The sequence below is a fragment of the Streptomyces sp. NPDC088785 genome (assembly GCF_044750685.1).
In the GTDB taxonomy this organism is placed as follows: Bacteria; Actinomycetota; Actinomycetes; order Streptomycetales; family Streptomycetaceae; genus Streptomyces.
Map to the genome: position 1 here is coordinate 18,594 of NZ_JBIVKH010000024.1, position 18,752 is coordinate 37,345.

Genomic DNA, 18,752 nt, shown 5'->3' on the forward strand with positions numbered 1-18,752 from the left:
CCGCAGCGGATCCCGGAGCGGATTCCGGTGCGGCGGCCGGGAGGGAGTCCCGGGTGTCGCCGGTCAGTTCAGGGCGGCGTACTTCTGGAGGAACAGCGCCTCCGCCACCGACAGCCGCTCCAGCTCCCGCGGCGACACCGACTCGTTGGCCGCGTGGATCTGCGCCTCCGGCTCGCTCAGGCCGATGAGCAGGATCTCCGCCTCCGGGTAGAGCGAGGCGAGGGTGTTGCACAGGGGGATCGAGCCGCCCTGGCCCGCGTACTGCATGTCCTGGCCGTCGTACGCCTCGGCCATCGCGTCCGCCAGCGCCGCGTACGCCGGGCTCTGCGTGTCGGCCCGGAACGGCTGGCCCTGGCCGACCTGCTCGACCGACACGCGGGCGCCCCACGGCGTGTGCGCCTCGATGTGCGCCATCAGCAGCTTCGTCGCCCCGGCGGCGTCGGAGCCCGGCGGCACCCGCAGGCTGACCAGCGCGCGGGCCCCCGCCTGCACGGACGGCGTGGCGCCCACGACCGGCGGGCAGTCGATGCCGAGCACGGTCACGGCCGGGCGCGCCCAGATCCGGTCGGCGACCGTGCCGGAGCCGATGAGGCCGACCCCGTCGAGCACCTTGGCGTCGGCCCGGAAGGCGTCCTCCTCGTACTGGAGGCCGGACCACGCCTCCGCGGAGTCCAGACCGTCGATGGTCGTCGAACCGTCGGCCGCCCGCAGCGAGTCCAGTACGCGCACCAGCGCGGCCAGCGCGTCGGGCGCGGCACCGCCGAACTGGCCCGAGTGCAGGTTCCCTTCGAGGGTGTCGATCTGTACGCGCACCAGGGTCATCCCGCGCAGCGTCGCGGTCGCCGTCGGCAGGCCCGCCCGGAAGTTGCCCGCGTCGCCGATGACGATGGTGTCGGCGGTCAGCAGCTCCGGGTGCTCCTCCGCGTAGCGCTCCAGGCCGCCGGTGCCCATCTCCTCCGAGCCCTCGGCGATGACCTTGACGCTCACCGGGACCCCGCCGTTCGCCTTCAGCGCGCGGATCGCCAGCAGGTGCAGCAGCACGCCGCCCTTGCAGTCGGCGCTGCCCCGCCCGTACCAGCGGCCGTCCTCGCGCTCGGTCAGCTCGAACGGCGGCGTCACCCAGGCGTCCTCGTCCAGTGGCGGCTGCACGTCGTAGTGCGCGTACAGCAGGACCGTGGGCGCGCCCTCGGGTCCGGGCAGGTGGCCGTAGACCGACTGCGTGCCGTCGGGGGTGTCGAGCAGCGCCACGTCCTCGAAGCCCTCGGCGCGCAGCGCGTCCGCGACCCAGGCGGCCGCGCCCTCGCTCTCGCTCCTCGGATACTGGTCGAAGTCCGCCACCGACTTGAAGGCCACCAGCTCGGCCAGCTCCGCCTTGGCGCGGGGCAGCAGGGAGGCGACGGTTCCGGCGATCGGATGCGGCGACATGGGCACGCTCCTCGTAGGTGCGACGTTGTGCAGGGTGTACGGATGATCCTCCCACAGCGGCTCACGGCGCGGCCCGCCGTAGGATGCCTGGGACACGTGCGGCAGGCGGCTGGAGACGGAGCAGAAGACCATCGTGAGCAGCGAGAATCCCGAGAGTGCGACGGGCAACGACATGGGCGACGAGCGGGACATGAGCGTGTGGGACGTCGTGGTCGTGGGCGCGGGCCCCGCCGGCGCCTCCGCCGCGTACGCGGCCGCGGTCGCCGGACGCCGCGTGCTGCTGTTGGAGAAGGCGGAACTGCCGCGGTACAAGACGTGCGGCGGAGGCATCATCGGCCCGTCCCGGGACTCCCTGCCACCCGGCTTCGAGCTGCCGTTCAAGGACCGGATCAACGCGGTCACGTTCTCCCTGAACGGCAAGTACGCGCGGACCCGCCGCTCGCGCAGCATGCTGTTCGGGCTCATCAACCGCCCGGAGTTCGACGCCCAGCTCGTCGAGCACGCGCAGAAGGCGGGCGCGGAGCTGCGCACCGGCGTCACCGTCACCCGGGTCGAGCAGCACGGCTCGGCCGTGCCCGACCGGCGCACCGTCGCGGTCGTGCTCCAGGACGGCGAGACCGTGCTCGCGCGGGCCGTGGTCGGCGCCGACGGCAGCGCGAGCCGGATAGGAGCGCACGTCGGGGTCAAGCTCGACCAGGTCGACCTGGGCCTGGAGGCGGAGATCCCGGTGCCGGAGACGGTCGCCGAGGACTGGCGCGGCCGGGTCCTCATCGACTGGGGGCCCATCCCGGGCAGTTACGGCTGGGTCTTCCCCAAGGGCGACACGCTCACCGTCGGCGTCATCTCGGCGCGCGGCGAAGGCGCCGCCACCAAGAAGTACTTGGAGGACTTCATCGCCCGCCTGGGGCTCGCCGGGTTCGAGCCGGAGCTGTCCTCCGGGCATCTGACGCGCTGTCGCGCGGACGACTCGCCGCTGTCGCGCGGGCGGGTCCTGGTCTGCGGGGACGCGGCCGGACTGCTGGAGCCGTGGACGCGTGAGGGCATCTCGTTCGCGCTGCGCTCGGGCCGGCTCGCGGGGGAGTGGGCGGTGCGCGTCGCCGAGGCCCACGACGCCGTCGACGCCCGCCGCCAGGCGCTGAACTACGCGTTCGCCATCAAGGCGGGCCTGGGTGTGGAGATGGCCGTCGGCAAGCGCATGCTGACCGTCTTCGAGCGCAAGCCGGCCCTGCTGCACGCGGCCCTGACGAGCGTGCGCCCCGCGTGGAACGCGTTCGCGAAGATCACCCGGGGTTCCTCCTCCCTGGGCGAGCTGGTGCGGACGCACCCGCTGGCGGGACGCGCGCTGAACCGCTTCGAGCGCTGACCCGCCCGGCGCCCCCGCCCGTGGCGCCGGGACCGGGTGCGGCCGCGCCGCTCCGGTCCCGGTGGGGCGCGGCGGTCAGTCGGCGACGGTGATCCGGAAGACCGGGTGGTCGGGGGAGGCCGCCGAGAGCTCGGCGTCCGACGACTTCGCCGTGACGCCCTGGAAGTAGTCGTCGACCTGCCAGCCCCAGCGCTCCAGGTAGGTGCGCAGGACGTCGCGCTTCAGGTCGTCGTCGGCGAGTTCGACGGCCTCGAAGGTGCGGAGCCTGCGGCCCACGCGCAGCTCGCCGCCGCCCGCGGCGAGCATGTTCTTCACCCACTGCGAGTGGCCGCGGGCCGAGACCAGGTACTGGCCGCCCTCGTACGTGTGCGGGTTCACCGGGATCCGCTGCATCTGGCCGCTCTTGCGGCCGCGCACCGAGAGTTCGGCGGAGCCGGCCAGGCTGAGGCCGCGGCGGGCGAGCCAGCCGATCACCCGGTTGAGGCGGATCGTGGTCGGGCTGCCCTTGAGGTAGTACGGCTCGGACGGTGCGCTCATGATGGCCCCCAGGCGGAGTGGCGAGAAGCGAAGATGTGGACGGTGCTCCGAAATGTGAGCACCGCTCTCGTTCTGAGAACAGTATGGGCCGGATCGCCGCTCCATTGCAAGAGCACTGCTCTCTTTTTTGAGCACCGTACCGAAACGTGTGCACCGCTCCGTCGCGTGGAACACTGACCCCCATGAGTACGAGCCGCAGCACACCCGCCGGACGATCCGGGCCCACCGGGCGCCCCGCCTCCCCCGCCGCGCGCGGAGCCCGCGCCCGCGCCCGCGAGGAGATCACCGCCGCCATCAAGGACGAGGCCCGCAGGCAGCTCGCCGACGAGGGCGCGGCCAAGCTCTCCCTGCGCGCCGTCGCCCGCGAACTGGGCATGGTCTCGTCGGCCCTGTACCGCTACTTCCCCAGCCGCGACGACCTGCTGACCGCGCTCATCATCGACGCCTACGACGCGCTCGGCGAGGCCGCGGAGCGCGCGGACGCCGCCCGGGAGCCGACCGCGACCGCCGCCCGGCGCTGGGTCGCCGTGTGCCGCGCCGTCCGCGCGTGGGCGCTCGACCACCCGCACGAATACACCCTCATCTACGGCTCCCCGGTGCCCGGCTACACCGCCCCGATGGACACCGTCGAGGCAGCCTCCCGGGTCGGCCTGCTGCTCATCGGCATCGTCCGCGAGGCGTACGAGGGCAAGGGCGTGGCCCTGCCGAGGATTCCGCCCGCGCTGCGTCCGGAGGCCGAGCGGATCGCCGCCGACATCGCACCCGACCTGCCGCCCGAGGTCATGACCGCGCTGATCGCCGCGTGGGCGCAGCTGTTCGGGCTCATCGGGTTCGAGCTGTTCGGCCAGTTCAACCGGGTGGTCGAGGACCGGTCCGCCTTCTTCGACCACGCCGCGGCCCAGCTCGCCCACGGCGTCGGCCTCGTCAGGTGACACCGGGGCACGCACGCGTACTCCCCGCGGAGTACGCGTGACCGCCACGCCGGGCTGACGCCCCGACGGCCCGCGGCGCTTAGCGTGGCCGCATGGACGAGCAGCACGAGCGGGCCGGAGGCCCGCCCGGGACGCGGGGCGGACCGCCCCGGCGGCGCGGCGACCCGCCGTGGGGGCCGCCGCGCCGCGGGCCCGGACCCTCCTGGTGGCACGGCGGCGACGGCGGCCGCCTGCCGTGGCGGTCGACGGCCCTGGTCACCCTGATCGTCCTGGCCGGCTCGCACCTGGCCGTGCGCGGCCGGCCGGGCGACCGGGTCGATCTCGACGTCCTCGCGCACCTGCTCCTCCTCCTGGCCTCGGGCCAACTGCTGTGGCGGCAGCGCCACCCGGTCGCGGTGGCCTTCGGGACCGCATTGTGCGCCACCGTGTACCTGGCGGCGGGATATCCGTACGGGCCGGTCTTCCTCCCCGTCGCCCTGGGGTGCTTCTCCGCGCTCGTGGCGGGGCGCCGGTACGCGGCCTGGGGGGCCGTCGCCCTGTTCTGGGCCGGGCACGTCGCGGTGGGGCACTGGCTGTACCGGTATCTGCCGCCGTCCGGCGACGGCCCCGTGCCCTGGGGGCAGGAGGCGGTCGTCGCGGCGTGGGTGCTCGCGGTCGTCGCCGTCGCCGAACTGGTCCGGGTGCGCCGCGAGCAGTGGGCGCAGGCGCGCGCCGAGCGGGAGCGCGCGGCCCGCCGCCGCCGCGACGAGGAGCGGCTGCGCATCGCCCGCGAGCTCCACGACGTACTGGCGCACTCCCTGTCCGTCATCAACGTCCAGGCCGGTGTGGGGCTCGCCCTGCTCGACTCCGACCGGGAGCAGGCGCGCACCGCCCTGACGACGATCAAGGCCGCCAGCAAGGAGGCGCTGGGGGAGGTCCGGCAGGTCCTCGACACCCTGCGGGCGCCCGGCGACGCCCCGCGCGCCCCCGCCCCCGGGCTCGACCGGCTGCCCGAACTCGTCGAGCAGGCGGCCGGCGCCGGACTCACCGTCGACGTCGGCACGACCGGGCGGCGGGCGGCGCCGGCACCGGGCGCCGACCTCGCCGCGTTCCGGATCGTCCAGGAGGCCCTGACGAACGTCGTACGGCACTCGGAGTCCCGGCGGGCGCGGGTGCGGCTCGACCACGGGCGGGGCCGGCTGACGGTGACCGTCGACGACGACGGGCCCGCGAGCCACGCCGAGGCGGGCGGCAGCGGCAACGGCCTCGCCGGGATGCGCGAGCGCGCCGCCGCACTGGGTGGCACCATCGAGGCGGGACCGCGCCCCGACGGAGGCTTCCGGGTCGTCGCCGAACTGCCGCTCACCCCGTCCGCCCCGCCCTCGGAGGGTCTCCGGTGATCCGTGTCCTGCTCGCCGACGACCAGTCGCTGGTCCGTGCCGGGTTCCGGGCGCTGCTCGACGCGCAGCGCGACATCGAGGTCGCCGCCGAGGCGGCCGACGGCGAGGAGGCCGTCCGGCTCGTCCGCGAACTGCGCCCCGACGTCGTCCTGATGGACATCCGGATGCCGGTGCTCGACGGGCTCGCGGCGACCCGGACGATCGGCGCCGACCCGGACCTCGCCGCGGTGAGGGTGGTCGTGCTCACCACCTTCGAGCTGGACGAGTACGTCTTCGAGGCGATTCGCTCCGGTGCCTCCGGGTTCCTCGTCAAGGACACCGAACCGGAGGAACTGCTGCGGGCCGTCCGGGCCGTCGTGCGGGGGGACGCGCTGCTGTCGCCCGGGGTGACCCGGCGCCTCGTCGCCGAGTTCGCGGCGCGCTCCAAGGAGCCCGCGGGCGCGGTGTCGCTGGCCCGGCTGACCGGGCGGGAGCGGGAGGTGATGGCGCTCGTGGGCATCGGCCTGTCCAACGAGGAGATCGCCCGGCGGCTCGTGGTCAGCCCGCTCACGGCGAAGACCCACGTGAGCCGCGCCATGGTCAAGCTCGGCGCCCGCGACCGGGCCCAACTCGTCGTCCTCGCCTACGAGTCGGGGCTCGTGCGGCCCGGCTGGCTCGGCTGACCGGACGGCCCGCGGGGCGGGCACCGGTCGGGCGCGGGTCAGGGGCGGGTCAGGCGCGCGGCACGGTGCGCTCCGGAGCCGACCGCTGCCGGTCGAAGCGCGCCAGGACCCGCACCACCCGGACCAGGAACACGACGGCCGCCAGCAGGCCGGCCACCGAGCAGTGCGCGGCGCGGCTGCCGCCCGGTGCGAGGCCGAGGAACGCCGGAAGCATGAGCAGCGCGAACACCGCCCCGGCCAGCAGGGCCCCGGTGAACAGGGCGAAGCCGATCTCGACGGTCATCGCGTCCCGTTCGGCCTGCGTCCTGTGCGCGCGTCCGCCCGTCGTGCCGGTGTCCCCCGTGTGCGTCATGTTGTGATGGTGACACACGCAGGCTCCCCGGGCGACGGCGTGCGCGCGTCCGCCCGGGGAGCCCGCCCCCCTCGGTGGTCGGGTCAGTCGCTCAGGGCGAGACGCTGGTCGTCCGTCTGCGCCGCCGCCTCCCCGGTGGCCGGAGCCGAGCCGGTGATGACCACCGTCTCGCGCGTCCGGCGCGCACGCAGGCCGGTCAGCGTGGCCAGGAGCCCCGCCACGGCGATCGCCGTGATCACCACGAGGGCGGGGCGGAAGCCGTCCAGGACGGCCTGCGGCGAGGCGCCCTCCGGGGCGTTCGCGGTGATGACGGCCGTCACCACCGCGAGGAAGATCGCCCCGCCGACCTGTACGGACGTGTTGAGCAGCCCGGAGACCATGCCCTGCTCGTCGTCGTGCACGCCGTTCGTGGCCTGGATGTTGAGCGACGGGAAGACCAGGGCGCACGCCGCGCCGATCAGCAGCATGGTGGGCAGGATGACGACCGCGTAGTCCGGGTCGAGGCTGATGCGCAGGAAGAGGGCGTAGCCGACGACCATGAACGTGAAGCCGACCGCGATGACCCGCGGTGTGCCGAAGCGGTCCACGAGGGAACCGACCTTCGTGGACGACAGGGCGACCAGCGCGCCGGCGGGCAGGAACGCCAGCGCCATGCTCAGCGCCGACCAGCCCAGCAGCGACTGGAGGTACAGCGTGGCCAGGAACTGGAAGCTGACGTAGGAGCCGAAGAACGTCATCGCGCCGAGCTGCGCGCGGACCTGCGACCCGGAGCGCAGCACACCGAGCCGGATCAGCGGCGAGGGCGAGCGCCGTTCGACGCGGACGAACACGGCCAGGAGGACGACGACGGCGAGGAACGACAGGAGGGTGCGCGCCGAGCCCCAGCCGGCCTCCGGCGCCTGCACCACGGTGAACACGAGGAGCAGCATGGAGAGGGTGCCCAGCGCGGCGCCGGGGATGTCGTAGCCGCGGTGGTTCTCCTCCTTGGCGCTGTGCGGGATCAGCTTCAGGCCCAGCAGCAGCGCGACGACCGCGATCGGCGCGGGCAGCAGCATCGTCAGCCGCCAGCTCGCCTCCGTCAGCAGGCCGGACAGCACCAGGCCCATGGAGAAGCCGGTGGCGGCGCAGGTGGTGTAGATGGACAGGGCCCGGTTGCGGAGCGGCCCCTCGGCGAACGTCGTCGTGATGATGGACAGGCCGGCGGGCGCGGTGAACGCCGCGCTCAGCCCCTTGATGAAGCGGCTCGCGATGAGCAGCGGTCCGGAGTCGACCAGGCCGCCGAGCAGCGAGGCGAGCGCGAAGACGCCGAGGGCGACGAGGAAGACGCGGCGCCGCCCGAGGAGGTCGGCCGCGCGGCCGCCGAGCAGCAACAGGCCCCCGTAGCCGAGGATGTAGCCGCTGACGACCCATTGCAGGGTCGCCGTCGACAGGTCGAGTTCCGAGCCGATCGACGGCAGGGCGACACCGACCATCGAGACGTCGAGCGCGTCCAGGAACATCGCGGCGCAGAGCACGAGGAGCGTGCCCCACAGGCGCGGGGACCAGTGCTCCGGCGAGGCCTCGGGGGACGAGGGAGCAGCGGTGAGCGGAGAAGTCATGCGGAGCACAGTACATGCACATGCATTGACTGCATATGCATTTAATGACGATGCAACAAAAGGCGTGCTTTCTGCTACGGTGCCGTCATGGCGGCAGGAAAAGCGGAGGCCGGGACACCGGCCGGTCTGGTGGAACAGTGGCGGGACATCCTCTCGCTGCACGCGCGCACGATGTGCGAACTCGACCGGGAACTGCACCGGCACGGCCTGGGCGCGAGCGACTTCGAGGTCCTCGACGTGCTGGCCGAGGGCGCGCCGCAGGACGCCGCGTCCGGCTGCCGCGTGCAGGAGATCGCCGCTCAGGTGCACCTGAGCCAGAGCGCCCTGTCCCGGCTCATCGGCCGCCTGGAGAAGGACGGACTCGTGGAGCGCGGCATGTGCAGCGAGGACCGGCGCGGCGTCCGGGTCTGCCTCACGGCCAAGGGGCGCGCCCTGCACACCGAGGTGCGACCGCTGCAACGGGCCGTGCTGAGCCGGATGCTGGAGTCCGGCCCGCCGGCGTGACGGCCCGCCGTCGCGTTCAGACGCCCGAGTGCTCCCGCCACAGCGCGGCGAGCCCGGCGTCGCCGGAGACCTCGGGGAACGGCAGCCGGTTCCACAGCGCCAGATAGAGCCGCGCCGCCGGTCCCGACACCTCGCACTCGGCGTCCCCGGTGGCGCCGCGCTCGGCGGCGGGCGGGTCCTGGGTGATCCGCACCGCCCACGCGGCCTCGGCGTCCGTGGCCCGCACGCCCAGCACGCGGGGCGGGTCCGAGCGGACCCGGCTGCGGCTCCGCGCGTGGAACCCGGTCAGCAGCTCGTCGATCCCGTCGACCGCGAACGCGGTGCCGACCGTCGTGGACGCGTCTCCCGCCGCGCGGCCGAGCGCCGACTCGGCGTCCACCCGGTGCACCGTCGTCTCGTGCGCCTGCCGGCGCGCCCAGAACGCCAGCGGCGACGGCGCCGGCAGGAACGCGAAGCACTCCAGATCGAGCGGCGCCCGGGTCAGGGTGTCGACAAGTCGCTCGTGCCCCTCCCGGTACCAGGCCAGCAGCCCGTCGCCGTCGATCCCCGGCGGGGCGTCGGGGAGCGGGCGGCGTTCCGTGAGTCCTTCGGCCAGGAACCCGGTGGCCCAGCGGTGCACCTGTCCCTGATGGCGTACCAGATCGCGGATCCGCCAGCCGGGACAGGTGGCGACCTCGGCGTCGACCCCCGCCTTCTCGGCGGCCTCCGCCAGCGAGCGGCCCTCTCGGTCGACGACGCGAATGTGTTCGGTGATCTCCATGGGGGCGAGTGTGCCCGGTGCGGTGGGGGTGCGGCGCGGGATTTTCACGACTCCGTCGCGGGGGCGGTCCGGTGCGGTCCGGTGCGGTGCGGTGCGGATCGTCCGTGACGGGGGATCAGCCGGTGGCCGCGTGGCGGGTCGTGAAGCCGATCGTCGCCGCGACCGCCGCGAGCAGCGCCACGCTCGTCAGCGCCAGGGGCAGCGAGAACCAGTCCGCCATGAACCCGATGGCGGGCGGCCCGAGCAGCATGCCTCCGTACCCGAGCGTGGACGCGGCGGCCACACCGGTCGGGCCGGCCAGCGCGCCGGCCCGCTCGATCGCCACCGGGAAGAGGTTCGCGAGGCCGAGGCCGGTGACCGCGAAGCCGACGAGGGCGAGCCACACCGAGGGGGCGAGCGCGCCGAGCAGCATGCCGGCGGCGCCGGTCGCGCCGCCGAGCACCAGCGTCCGCGTCCGGCCGAGGCGCTCCAGCAGGGCCGTGCCCGAGAGCCGGCCGATCGTCATGGCGAACGCGAAGCACGAGTAACTGACCGCTGCGAGCCCCGGGTGCGCGTGCAGGTCCTCCTCCATGTGCAGCGCGCTCCAGTCGGCCAGCGCCCCTTCCCCGTACGCCGTGCACAGGGCGATCAGGCCGAAGACGGCGACGAGCACCCGGGCGCCGCGGTCCAGCCGGTGCGGCGGCGCGGGCTCCGCGGTGGTGGCGGCGGACCGCGGGCGTTCCGCCGGGCGTTCCGTCGGGCGTATACGTTCCGGGGCGGCGGGGGAGCGGCGGCGCAGCAGCGTCGGGGCGGCCGCGGCCGTGACCGCGAGGCCGATCACCATGATCGCCATGAGGTGCCGGGTCGGCGACAGATGCGCCGCGACCAGCCCGCCGAGGCCCGAGCCGACCATGCCGCCCAGGCTGAACGCGGCGTGGAAACTCGGCATCACCGGCCTGCCGAGCGCGGCGACCAGGTCGACCGCCGCGCTGTTCATCGCCACGTTGATGCCGCCGTACGCCGCTCCGAAGACCAGCAGCACCAGCCCGAGCGTGAGCGGCGCATGGGTCAGGGGCGGCAGCACGATGGTGAGCGGCAGCAGCACGGCGCAGGCCACCGTCACCTCGTGGCTGCCGAAACGGCGGCAGAGCCGTCCGGTCAGCATCATCGTGATCACGGCGCCGGCGGACACCCCGAGCAGGGCGAGTCCGAGGTCGCTCGACGACGCCCCGGTCTGCTCCTTGATGGCGGGGATGCGGACCACCCAGCCCGCGAAGATGAAGCCGTCGAGGGCGAAGAACACCGTGAGGGCGAGGCGCAGACGGGTCAGGGAAGGGAGGCCGGGGCCGTCGGCACTGACGGTCCCCACTTTGTTTAGTAGCGGCACAAAGTCAGGTTAAAGGGGGAGCCGCCCTCGGGACAAGAGGGGTGGTGGCGGCGCGGTGACCTGCGCCGGGCAGCGGAAAGGCGCGCGGTGCGGGGGTGCACCGCGCGCCGGGGAGGCGGGCGTCCGGGGGGCCGTGGGGGCCGTGGTGGTGGTTCAGACGGCGAGGACCCGCACGCCCGCCTCCTCGAAACGTGCCAGGGTCGCCGGGTCGGCGGACCGGTCCGTCACGAGGATGTCGACCTGGGCGACGTCGCAGATCCGGGCGAAGGCGCGCTGGCCGAGCTTGCTGGCGTCGGCCGCGACGACGACGCGCTCGGCGCGCTCGCACAGCAGCCGGTTGATCGCGGCCTCCGCCTCGTCGTGGGCGGAGGCGCCGTGCGTGGCGTCGAGGCCGACGACGCCCAGTACGGCGGTGTCCAGGGTGATCTGGCCGAGGACCCCGTCGGCGAGCGGGCCGATCAGCTCGTAGGACTGCGGGCGCGCGACCCCGCCCGTCAGCACGATCTTGAACTGGGGGCGCACCGCCAGTTCGTTGGCGATGTTCAGGGCGTTGGTGACGATCGTCAGCGCGGGGGTGCCGGACGCGAGGTCGGGGCGGACCGCGAGGGCGCGCGCCACCTCGGTCGTGGTGGTGCCGCCCGTCAGGCCCACCGCCTCGCCGGGGGTGAGGAGTTCGGCGACGGCCGTCGCGATGCGCTGCTTCTCCGAGGCGTTGCGGGCGGTCTTGTAGCGCAGCGGCAGTTCGTAGCTGACGCCGTGCACGACGGCGCCGCCGCGGGTGCGGACCAGCATCTGCTGCTCGGCGAGCTGGTCGAAGTCCCGGCGGATGGTGGCGGCGGACACGCCGAGTTCTCCGGCCGCGTCCTCCACGTCGAGACGGCCGCGCTCGACGAGTAGTTCGAGGAGGGACTTCCAGCGGGCGTCGCGGGACATCCGCGGCCTCCAATCGTCGATCGACTCGGTCGCCCAAACCCTAGCTGCTGTGCGCATGAATGCTTGATTGTGCTTGAAAGCTGCCTATATCTTGCATTAACAAGCAACAGCTTGCGCAGCTGGACATCGGTACAAGGGGAGTGGGGCACGGCATGAGCCATGTCGAGAACGAGTTGAACAGCCAGCCGGAGTGCTGGACGCGCGCCGCGGGCCTGGCCGCCGGGCACGAGGAGGCGCTGCCGGCCGCCGGGGAGCGGGTCGCGATCGTCGGCTGCGGCACCTCGTGGTTCATGGCGCAGGCCGCGGCCGTGCTGCGCGAGGAGGCCGGGCACGGGGAGACCGACGCGTTCGCCGCGTCCGAGTTCCCGGCGGGCCGCCGCTACGACCGGGTGATCGCCCTGACCCGCTCCGGCACCACCACCGAGGTCCTCGACCTGCTCGCCGCCGTCCGGGGCACCGTCCGCACCACGGCGATCACCGGCGATCCGGACACGCCGATCCGGACGGCCGTCGACGACCTCGTGGTCCTCGACTTCGCCGACGAGAAGTCCGTCGTGCAGACCCGCTTCGCCACCACGGCGCTGACCCTGCTCCGCGCCCACCTGGGACGGCACACCGAGCGGGCCGTCGCCGACGCGCGCACCGCGCTCGCCGAGCCGTTGCCCGAAGGGCTCGTGGACTGCGACCAGTTCACCTTCCTGGGCCGCGGCTGGACGGTCGGGCTCGCCAACGAGGCGGCCCTGAAGATGCGCGAGGCCTCCCTGTCCTGGACCGAGGCGTACCCGGCGATGGAGTACCGGCACGGCCCGATCTCCATCACCACCTCCGGCACCGCCACCTGGATGCTCGGCGAGGCGCCCGAGGGGCTGGCCGCGCAGGTCGCCGGGACCGGCGCGCTCTGGGTCGAGGGCCGCCTCGATCCGCTGGCCGAACTCGTCCGCGCCCAGCGTCTCGCCGTCGCCGTCGCCGCCCGGCGGGGGCTCGACCCCGACCGGCCGCGCCACCTCACCCGCTCCGTGATCCTCGACGCCAACTGACCCCCGCTCCGGCGGACATGAGAAGGGAGAGGCCGTGCCTCTCGCAGCCACCGGCACCCTCGTCGGTGCGGCGGCGGCCCGTCAGGGGGCCGTCGCCGCGTTCAACGTCATCACCCTCGAACACGTCGAGGCCGTCGTCGCGGGCGCCGAGACCGTCGGGTCGCCCGTCATCCTCCAGATCAGCGAGAACGCCGTCCGCTACCGCTACGGCCGCCTCCTGCCGCTGGCCCGCGCGGCCGTCGCGGTCGCCGAGCGGGCCGGCGTCGACGTCGCCCTCCACCTGGACCACGTACAGAGCGACGACCTGCTGCGGCAGGCCGCCGACGCCGGATTCGGCTCGGTGATGTACGACGCCGCGCACCTGCCCTACGACGAGAATCTGGCCGCGACCCGGGCCGCGGCCGACTGGGGGCACGCCCACGGGCTGTGGGTGGAGGCCGAGTTGGGGGAGGTCGGCGGCAAGAACGGGGCCGCGCCGCTGGACGCCCACGCGCCGGGCGCCCGCACCGACCCGGGGGAGGCCCGCGCCTACGTCACCGACTCCGGGGTCGACGCGCTGGCCGTCGCCGTCGGCTCCTCGCACGCCATGACCACCCGCACGGCGGCCCTCGACCACGACCTCCTCAAGCGGCTCGCCGCGGGGGTCGGCGTGCCGCTGGTCCTGCACGGCTCGTCGGGCGTGCCCGACGCCGAACTGGCGGCGGCGGTGCGCGGCGGCATCGCGAAGGTCAACGTGGGCACCGCCCTGAACATCGCGATGACCGGCGCGATACGGGAGTTCCTCGCCGCGCACCCCGACGCCGTGGACTCCCGCGGGTACCTGACGGTGGGACGGGAGGCGATGGCGCGGACGGTCGGCGCGTTCATCACCGTGCTGCGGGGGTGAGGAGCGGGCGCTCGGGTGCCGGGCCCGCGGGACCCCGGAGGCCCCCTGCGCGGAGCCCGACCGCACCGGACCCCGGCCGTACCGGACCGCTCAGGCGCGCCGGGACGGCGCCGCCGCCGTCGAGCCGCGCACGACCAGCTCGGGCATGAACACGAACTCGGTGTGCGGCGCGGGCGTCCCGCCGATCTCCTCCAGGACCGCGCGGACCGCTGCCTGCCCCATGGCCTGCACCGGCTGCCGGATCGTGGTCAGCGGCGGGTCGGTGAACGCGATCAGCGGCGAGTCGTCGAAGCCCACCACCGACACGTCCTGCGGGACGCGGTGGCCGGCCTGGCGGGCGGCGCGGATCGCGCCCAGCGCCATCATGTCGCTGGCGCACACGATGGCCGTGCACCCCTGCGCGAGCAGCGCCGTGGCCGCCGCCTGCCCGCCCTCCATCGTGTACAGCGAGTGCTGGACCAGCTCCTCGCTCCGCTCCGCGTCGAGACCCAGGTGCTCGGCCATGCCCGACTGGAAGCCCTCGATCTTGCGCTGCACGGGCACGAACCGGCGCGGGCCGACGGCCAGTCCGATCCGGGTGTGGCCCAGGGACGCGAGGTGCTGCACCGCCAGCCGGGTCGCGGCCCGGTCGTCGGTGGACACGAACGCCGCCTTGATCTGCGCCGAGAAGCCGTTGACGAGGACGAACGGGATGCCCTGGCCGCGCAGTTGGTCGTAGCGCTGGGTGTCGGCCGTGGTGTCGGCGTGCAGCCCGGACACGTAGATGATCCCGGAGACGCTGCGCTCCACGAGCATCTCCGTCAGCTCGTCCTCCGTGGACCCGCCCGGGGTCTGGGTGGCGAGCACCGGCGTGTAGCCCTGACGGGTCAGCGCCTGGCCGATCACCTGGGCGAGCGCCGGGAAGATGGGGTTGTCCAGCTCGGGGGTGATCAGTCCGATCAGGCCCGCGCTGCGGGTGCGCAGCCGCGGCGGACGCTCGTAACCGAGCACGTCGAGCGCGGCCATGACGGACTCGCGGGTGCCGGAGGCCACACCGGGTTTGCCGTTGAGCACGCGGCTGACTGTGGCTTCGCTGACCCCCGCCTGGGCTGCAATGTCGGAGAGCCGCGCGGTCATGGCATTGGACTGTACCGGTTGCCCGGGTGAATGCCCACCGACGGGGAGGAACCGCAGTCCGCAACCTTCTTGGAAGGTGTTGCAAAGATCTGCGGGATGGCGAACCGGACGGTACGGCGGCCCAACTCGACGCTTTCGGCGATGTTTGCAGCCCATTAACAGCTCTATGTCCGGGTCTGGCTGCGGGTGTCAAGCGATCTTCCGGCAACCTTCGGGACACGGCGATGTAACGATGGCCGCGTCTTGCAGAAATTTCGCGCAAGGTCTTTCGTCGGGCTTTCCACGCTGTTACGTTCACGTCGCCCGGCGGCCGCAGCGGAGCGTCCGGCAAGTCGGCGAGGGGACCGGTCGGCACCGTGTCCCCGCCCACTCACGGGCTTTCACCCTCTAGGAGATCTCATGCGGCGTGGCATAGCGGCCACCGCGGTGGTGGCGTCCCTCGCACTCGCGGCGACGGCCTGCGGCGGTAGCGACGACGACGGCGGCAAGTCCTCCGGGCCGGTCACCATCACGTGGTGGGACACGTCGAACGCCACGAACGAGTCGCCCACGTACAAGGCCCTGATCGCGGACTTCGAGAAGGCCCACTCCGACATCAGGGTCAAGTACGTCAACGTGCCGTTCGACCAGGCGCAGAACAAGTTCGACACGGCGGCCGGCGCCAGCGGCGCCCCCGACGTGCTGCGCGCCGAGGTCGGCTGGACGCCCGCCTTCGCGAAGAAGAGCTACCTGCTGCCGCTCGACGGCACCGACGCCCTCGCGGACAAGGACAAGTTCAAGCCGAACCTGATCAAGCAGGCCCAGTACGAGGGCAAGACCTACGGCGTCCCGCTGGTCACCGACACCCTCGGACTCGTCTACAACAAGGCCCTCTTCAAGAAGGCCGGCATCACCGAGGCGCCCACCACCTGGGACCAGTTGAAGAAGGACGCCGCCACCATCAAGGCGAAGACCGGCGTCGACGGCTACTTCGGCTCCGAGAAGGGCTACTACTTCCAGCCCTTCCTGCTGGGCGAGGGCACCGACACCGTCGACGCCGCCGCCAAGAAGATCACCCTGGACTCGGCCGCGGGCCGGCAGGCGGCCAAGACCTGGCTGAGCACCTTCGACGGCAAGGGCCTGCACAAGGCCGACGTCACGGCCGACTCGTACGCCCACCGCCAGGACGCCTTCGTCAACGGCAAGGTCGCCATGACGGTCGAGGGCCCGTGGGAGGTCACCAACTTCTACAAGGGCTCGGCGTTCAAGGACAAGGCGAACCTCGGCGTCGCCACCGTCCCGGCCGGCTCCTCCGGCAAGGCGGGCGCCCCCACCGGCGGCCACAACCTGTCGGTGTACGCGGGCTCGGACAAGGCCCACCAGGCCGCGTCCCTGACGTTCGTCCAGTGGATGACGTCGGCGAAGACGCAGACGCGGATCGCGCTGAAGAACGCGACGCTCCCCACCCGTGACGACGCCTACACGTCCGCGGTCACGGCCGACCCCGGTCTGGCCGGCTACCAGAAGGTCCTGGCCGCCGCCTCGCCGCGCCCCGAACTGCCCGAGTACAGCTCGCTGTGGGGCCCGCTCGACACCGAGCTGCCGAAGGCCGCGAGCGGCAAGGAGAGCCTCGACAAGATGTTCTCCTCCGTCACGACCCAGTACGGCAAGCTCCTGCCCGACGGCTTCACCAAGTAACCGGGCACGCCCCCGAACAGGTGCCGCGGCCCCTCCCCCCTTGCCCGCCCCGCAGGGAGGGACCGCGGCACCCGCCGCACGCCCCGCCCCGAAGCCGTACCAGCCGCAGACCAGAAGGTGTTCCCCATGACTGTCGCCGTCGAGCGTCCGGCCACCCCCAGCGGAGGTGACCGCGGCCGGCGTCCGGGCCTCACAGCCCGGCTCAAGAACGGTTACCAGAAGCACTGGTACGCGTATGCCATGATCGCCCCGGTGGTCGTCGTCCTCGCGCTGATCGTACTGTATCCCCTGGTCCGCGGCTTCTACCTGACGCTCACCGACGCCGACAGCCTCAACTCGGCCCGCACCATCGGCGTCAACCACATCGACGCCACCTACCGGTTCATCGGCCTCGACAACTACGCCGACATCCTGTGGGGCCCCACCTCGTACGACCGCTTCTGGTCGCACTTCATCTGGACGATCGTCTGGACCGCGTCCTGCGTCACCCTGCACTACGTGATCGGGCTCGGTCTGGCGCTGCTGCTCAACCAGAAGGGGCTGCGCGGGCGCACCGCCTACCGGCTCATGCTGATCCTGCCGTGGGCGGTCCCGACCTTCGTCACCGTCTTCGCCTGGCGGTTCATGCTCGCCGACGCGGGAGTCGTCAACACCACCCTCGACGCCCTGGGCCTGCCCTCGCCGGCCTGGCTGGAGGACCCGCTCTTCCAGCAGATCGCCGCGATCCTCGTCAACACCTGGTGCGGCGTGCCGTTCATGATGGTCTCGCTCCTCGGCGGCCTCCAGTCCATCGACTCGACGCTCTACGAGGCCGCCGAGATGGACGGCGCGAGCGCCTGGCAGCAGTTCCGCAACGTGACACTGCCCGGCCTGCGCTCGGTCAGCTCCACGGTCGTCCTGCTCGGCATCATCTGGACGTTCAACCAGTTCGCCATCATCTTCCTGCTCTTCGGCAACACCGCGCCGGACGCCCAGATCCTCGTCACCTGGGCCTACTACCTCGGCTTCGGCCAGACGCCGCGCGACTACGCCCAGTCCGCCACCTACGGCGTCCTGCTCCTGTCCCTCCTCATCGTCTTCACCTCCGTCTACCGCCGCTGGCTGAACCGCAATGACGTACAAGCCGCCATCTGACGCCGCAGGAGCAGCCACCGCCATGAGCACCGACACCCTGACGCAGAGCCCCGCCGCCCCGGCCCCGGCGGCCCCGCCGCGCGCCAACGCGCCCCGCCGCGGCCGGCGCAGCCGCACGATGTCGCTGGCCAGCCACGCCGTCCTCATCGTGGCGAGCCTCGTCGCGCTGTTCCCGATCGCCTGGCTGGTCTTCCTCTCCCTCGGCCCGGACAAGGACGACTACCTGCACCCGTCGCGGATCCTCGACACGGCGACGCTCAGCAACTACTCGTTCGTGCTGGGCCAGACGAACTTCCTGAAGTGGCTCGGCAACACGCTCATCGTGTCCCTCGGCACCACCGTGATCGGTGTCCTCGTCGCCGCCACCAGCGGCTACGCGGTGTCGCGGATGCGCTTCCCCGGCTACCGGAAGTTCATGTGGATCCTGCTGGTCACGCAGATGTTCCCGGTCGCGGTCCTGATGGTCCCGATGTACGTGATCCTCTCGGACCTCGGCCTCATCGACACCTACGCCGGCCTCATCGTCGTCTACCTGACGACCGCCGTGCCGTACTGCGCGTGGCTGATGAAGGGCTACTTCGACACGATCCCCCTGGAGATCGACGAAGCGGGCCGGGTCGACGGGCTCTCCCCGTTCGGTACGTTCTTCCGCCTCATCCTGCCGCTGGCCCGGCCGGGCCTCGCCGTGGCCGCGTTCTACACCATGATCACGGCGTGGAGCGAGGTCGCCTTCGCCAACACCTTCATGCTCGACGACCAGAAGTACACCCTCGCGGTGGGCCTCCAGAGCTTCGTCAGCGAGCACGACGCGCAGCGCCAGTACATGGCCGCGACCGCCGTGCTGATCGCCGTCCCGATCTCCGCCGTCTTCTACCTCGTCCAGAAGAACCTGGTCACCGGTCTGACAGCCGGTGGCACCAAGGGCTGAACCCGCCCGCACCGTCGTCCCGCCGTCCAGCCCCTCACGTCTCAAGGACATCATGAGCCAGCACTCCACGGACCAGTCCGCTGTGCCCACTTCGATCGCGACCCCGACCCGTGAGGCCGTCGACTGGTGGCGTGATGCGGTGATCTATCAGGTGTATCCGCGT

The 18,752-nt window shown here is 72.8% G+C and carries 18 protein-coding genes; 10 read left to right on the plus strand and 8 right to left on the minus strand.

Annotated features, from left to right (window positions below; translation table 11 throughout):
- Nucleotides 1-63 precede the first annotated feature (63 nt).
- Entirely contained in the window at nucleotides 64-1,425 is a 1,362-nt protein-coding gene (locus tag ACIP5K_RS35130) for a dipeptidase (protein ID WP_401416430.1), read from the minus strand.
- Between the two features lie 172 nt (nucleotides 1,426-1,597).
- On the opposite strand from ACIP5K_RS35130, the gene ACIP5K_RS35135 reads away from it, so the two are divergent.
- Nucleotides 1,598-2,788 (plus strand): geranylgeranyl reductase family protein, encoded by a 1,191-nt coding sequence (locus ACIP5K_RS35135; protein ID WP_401416466.1) that lies wholly within the window; start codon nucleotides 1,598-1,600, stop codon nucleotides 2,786-2,788.
- Nucleotides 2,789-2,863: 75 nt separating this feature from the next.
- Here ACIP5K_RS35135 and ACIP5K_RS35140 read toward each other — a convergent pair whose 3' ends face one another.
- Nucleotides 2,864-3,325: a nitroreductase/quinone reductase family protein gene (locus ACIP5K_RS35140; RefSeq protein WP_401416432.1), complete on the minus strand. Its 462-nt coding sequence runs from the start codon at nucleotides 3,323-3,325 to the stop codon at nucleotides 2,864-2,866.
- 182 nt (nucleotides 3,326-3,507) lie between these two features.
- Here ACIP5K_RS35140 and ACIP5K_RS35145 point away from each other — a divergent pair, with 182 nt between their 5' ends.
- The 3 genes from ACIP5K_RS35145 (at nucleotide 3,508) to ACIP5K_RS35155 (ending at nucleotide 6,298) form a co-directional block, all read left to right on the plus strand.
- On the plus strand, nucleotides 3,508-4,257 hold the full coding sequence (locus tag ACIP5K_RS35145) for a TetR/AcrR family transcriptional regulator (protein WP_401416435.1): 750 nt from the start codon (nucleotides 3,508-3,510) through the stop codon (nucleotides 4,255-4,257).
- Between the two features lie 92 nt (nucleotides 4,258-4,349).
- Nucleotides 4,350-5,636 carry a sensor histidine kinase gene (locus tag ACIP5K_RS35150; protein WP_401416437.1) on the plus strand — a complete coding sequence of 429 codons (1,287 nt, stop codon included), beginning with the start codon at nucleotides 4,350-4,352 and terminating at the stop codon, nucleotides 5,634-5,636.
- Nucleotides 5,633-6,298: a response regulator gene (locus ACIP5K_RS35155; protein WP_401416439.1), complete on the plus strand. Its 666-nt coding sequence runs from the start codon at nucleotides 5,633-5,635 to the stop codon at nucleotides 6,296-6,298. The genes ACIP5K_RS35150 and ACIP5K_RS35155 overlap by 4 nt, the downstream gene beginning before the upstream one ends.
- A gap of 49 nt (nucleotides 6,299-6,347) precedes the next feature.
- Here the strand turns inward: ACIP5K_RS35155 and ACIP5K_RS35160 are convergent, their stop codons facing one another.
- Together ACIP5K_RS35160 and ACIP5K_RS35165 are read right to left on the minus strand one after the other, a co-directional pair.
- Nucleotides 6,348-6,650: a DUF6332 family protein gene (locus ACIP5K_RS35160; RefSeq protein ID WP_401416442.1), complete on the minus strand. Its 303-nt coding sequence runs from the start codon at nucleotides 6,648-6,650 to the stop codon at nucleotides 6,348-6,350.
- Nucleotides 6,651-6,733: 83 nt separating this feature from the next.
- Complete coding sequence (locus ACIP5K_RS35165) at nucleotides 6,734-8,248, minus strand: MFS transporter (RefSeq protein ID WP_401416444.1); 1,515 nt, start codon at nucleotides 8,246-8,248, stop codon at nucleotides 6,734-6,736.
- Between the two features lie 87 nt (nucleotides 8,249-8,335).
- On the opposite strand from ACIP5K_RS35165, the gene ACIP5K_RS35170 reads away from it, so the two are divergent.
- Nucleotides 8,336-8,752, plus strand: a complete 417-nt coding sequence (locus ACIP5K_RS35170; protein WP_401416447.1) for a MarR family winged helix-turn-helix transcriptional regulator — start codon at nucleotides 8,336-8,338, stop codon at nucleotides 8,750-8,752.
- 16 nt (nucleotides 8,753-8,768) lie between these two features.
- Here ACIP5K_RS35170 and ACIP5K_RS35175 read toward each other — a convergent pair whose 3' ends face one another.
- From ACIP5K_RS35175 to ACIP5K_RS35185, 3 genes are all read right to left on the minus strand, one after another.
- On the minus strand, nucleotides 8,769-9,512 hold the full coding sequence (locus ACIP5K_RS35175; RefSeq protein ID WP_401416449.1) for a maleylpyruvate isomerase family mycothiol-dependent enzyme: 744 nt from the start codon (nucleotides 9,510-9,512) through the stop codon (nucleotides 8,769-8,771).
- Nucleotides 9,513-9,627: 115 nt separating this feature from the next.
- Nucleotides 9,628-10,878, minus strand: coding sequence for an MFS transporter (locus ACIP5K_RS35180; RefSeq protein WP_401416451.1), 1,251 nt, complete (start codon nucleotides 10,876-10,878; stop codon nucleotides 9,628-9,630).
- 153 nt (nucleotides 10,879-11,031) lie between these two features.
- Nucleotides 11,032-11,811: a DeoR/GlpR family DNA-binding transcription regulator gene (locus ACIP5K_RS35185; RefSeq protein ID WP_401416452.1), complete on the minus strand. Its 780-nt coding sequence runs from the start codon at nucleotides 11,809-11,811 to the stop codon at nucleotides 11,032-11,034.
- A gap of 152 nt (nucleotides 11,812-11,963) precedes the next feature.
- Between ACIP5K_RS35185 and ACIP5K_RS35190 the strand changes: the two genes are divergently transcribed.
- Nucleotides 11,964-12,848 (plus strand): SIS domain-containing protein, encoded by an 885-nt coding sequence (locus ACIP5K_RS35190; RefSeq protein ID WP_401416453.1) that lies wholly within the window; start codon nucleotides 11,964-11,966, stop codon nucleotides 12,846-12,848.
- Between the two features lie 34 nt (nucleotides 12,849-12,882).
- Nucleotides 12,883-13,734: a ketose-bisphosphate aldolase gene (locus ACIP5K_RS35195; RefSeq protein ID WP_401416455.1), complete on the plus strand. Its 852-nt coding sequence runs from the start codon at nucleotides 12,883-12,885 to the stop codon at nucleotides 13,732-13,734.
- Between the two features lie 90 nt (nucleotides 13,735-13,824).
- Here the strand turns inward: ACIP5K_RS35195 and ACIP5K_RS35200 are convergent, their stop codons facing one another.
- Nucleotides 13,825-14,850 (minus strand): LacI family DNA-binding transcriptional regulator, encoded by a 1,026-nt coding sequence (locus tag ACIP5K_RS35200; protein ID WP_401416456.1) that lies wholly within the window; start codon nucleotides 14,848-14,850, stop codon nucleotides 13,825-13,827.
- Between the two features lie 399 nt (nucleotides 14,851-15,249).
- On the opposite strand from ACIP5K_RS35200, the gene ACIP5K_RS35205 reads away from it, so the two are divergent.
- The 3 genes from ACIP5K_RS35205 (at nucleotide 15,250) to ACIP5K_RS35215 (ending at nucleotide 18,589) form a co-directional block, all read left to right on the plus strand.
- Complete coding sequence (locus tag ACIP5K_RS35205) at nucleotides 15,250-16,527, plus strand: extracellular solute-binding protein (protein ID WP_401416459.1); 1,278 nt, start codon at nucleotides 15,250-15,252, stop codon at nucleotides 16,525-16,527.
- Between the two features lie 126 nt (nucleotides 16,528-16,653).
- Nucleotides 16,654-17,661 carry a carbohydrate ABC transporter permease gene (locus tag ACIP5K_RS35210; protein ID WP_401416461.1) on the plus strand — a complete coding sequence of 336 codons (1,008 nt, stop codon included), beginning with the start codon at nucleotides 16,654-16,656 and terminating at the stop codon, nucleotides 17,659-17,661.
- A gap of 22 nt (nucleotides 17,662-17,683) precedes the next feature.
- A complete protein-coding gene (locus ACIP5K_RS35215) occupies nucleotides 17,684-18,589 on the plus strand; it encodes a sugar ABC transporter permease (protein WP_401416462.1) in 906 nt (301 codons plus the stop codon).
- Nucleotides 18,590-18,752 lie beyond the last annotated feature (163 nt).

Excerpts from the sequence above, each read along its gene's own strand:
- ACIP5K_RS35160 (WP_401416442.1), bottom strand. The coding sequence starts at position 6,650 with ATGACGCACACGGGGGACACCGGCACGACGGGCGGACGCGCGCACAGG.
- ACIP5K_RS35165 (WP_401416444.1), bottom strand. The coding sequence starts at position 8,248 with ATGACTTCTCCGCTCACCGCTGCTCCCTCGTCCCCCGAGGCCTCGCCG.
- ACIP5K_RS35215 (WP_401416462.1), top strand. The coding sequence starts at position 17,684 with ATGAGCACCGACACCCTGACGCAGAGCCCCGCCGCCCCGGCCCCGGCG.
- ACIP5K_RS35150 (WP_401416437.1), top strand. The coding sequence starts at position 4,350 with ATGGACGAGCAGCACGAGCGGGCCGGAGGCCCGCCCGGGACGCGGGGC.
- ACIP5K_RS35185 (WP_401416452.1), bottom strand. The coding sequence starts at position 11,811 with ATGTCCCGCGACGCCCGCTGGAAGTCCCTCCTCGAACTACTCGTCGAG.
- ACIP5K_RS35170 (WP_401416447.1), top strand. The coding sequence starts at position 8,336 with ATGGCGGCAGGAAAAGCGGAGGCCGGGACACCGGCCGGTCTGGTGGAA.
- ACIP5K_RS35140 (WP_401416432.1), bottom strand. The coding sequence starts at position 3,325 with ATGAGCGCACCGTCCGAGCCGTACTACCTCAAGGGCAGCCCGACCACG.
- ACIP5K_RS35135 (WP_401416466.1), top strand. The coding sequence starts at position 1,598 with ATGGGCGACGAGCGGGACATGAGCGTGTGGGACGTCGTGGTCGTGGGC.
- ACIP5K_RS35145 (WP_401416435.1), top strand. The coding sequence starts at position 3,508 with ATGAGTACGAGCCGCAGCACACCCGCCGGACGATCCGGGCCCACCGGG.
- ACIP5K_RS35205 (WP_401416459.1), top strand. The coding sequence starts at position 15,250 with ATGCGGCGTGGCATAGCGGCCACCGCGGTGGTGGCGTCCCTCGCACTC.
- ACIP5K_RS35210 (WP_401416461.1), top strand. The coding sequence starts at position 16,654 with ATGACTGTCGCCGTCGAGCGTCCGGCCACCCCCAGCGGAGGTGACCGC.
- ACIP5K_RS35130 (WP_401416430.1), bottom strand. The coding sequence starts at position 1,425 with ATGTCGCCGCATCCGATCGCCGGAACCGTCGCCTCCCTGCTGCCCCGC.
- ACIP5K_RS35200 (WP_401416456.1), bottom strand. The coding sequence starts at position 14,850 with ATGACCGCGCGGCTCTCCGACATTGCAGCCCAGGCGGGGGTCAGCGAA.
- ACIP5K_RS35175 (WP_401416449.1), bottom strand. The coding sequence starts at position 9,512 with ATGGAGATCACCGAACACATTCGCGTCGTCGACCGAGAGGGCCGCTCG.
- ACIP5K_RS35190 (WP_401416453.1), top strand. The coding sequence starts at position 11,964 with ATGAGCCATGTCGAGAACGAGTTGAACAGCCAGCCGGAGTGCTGGACG.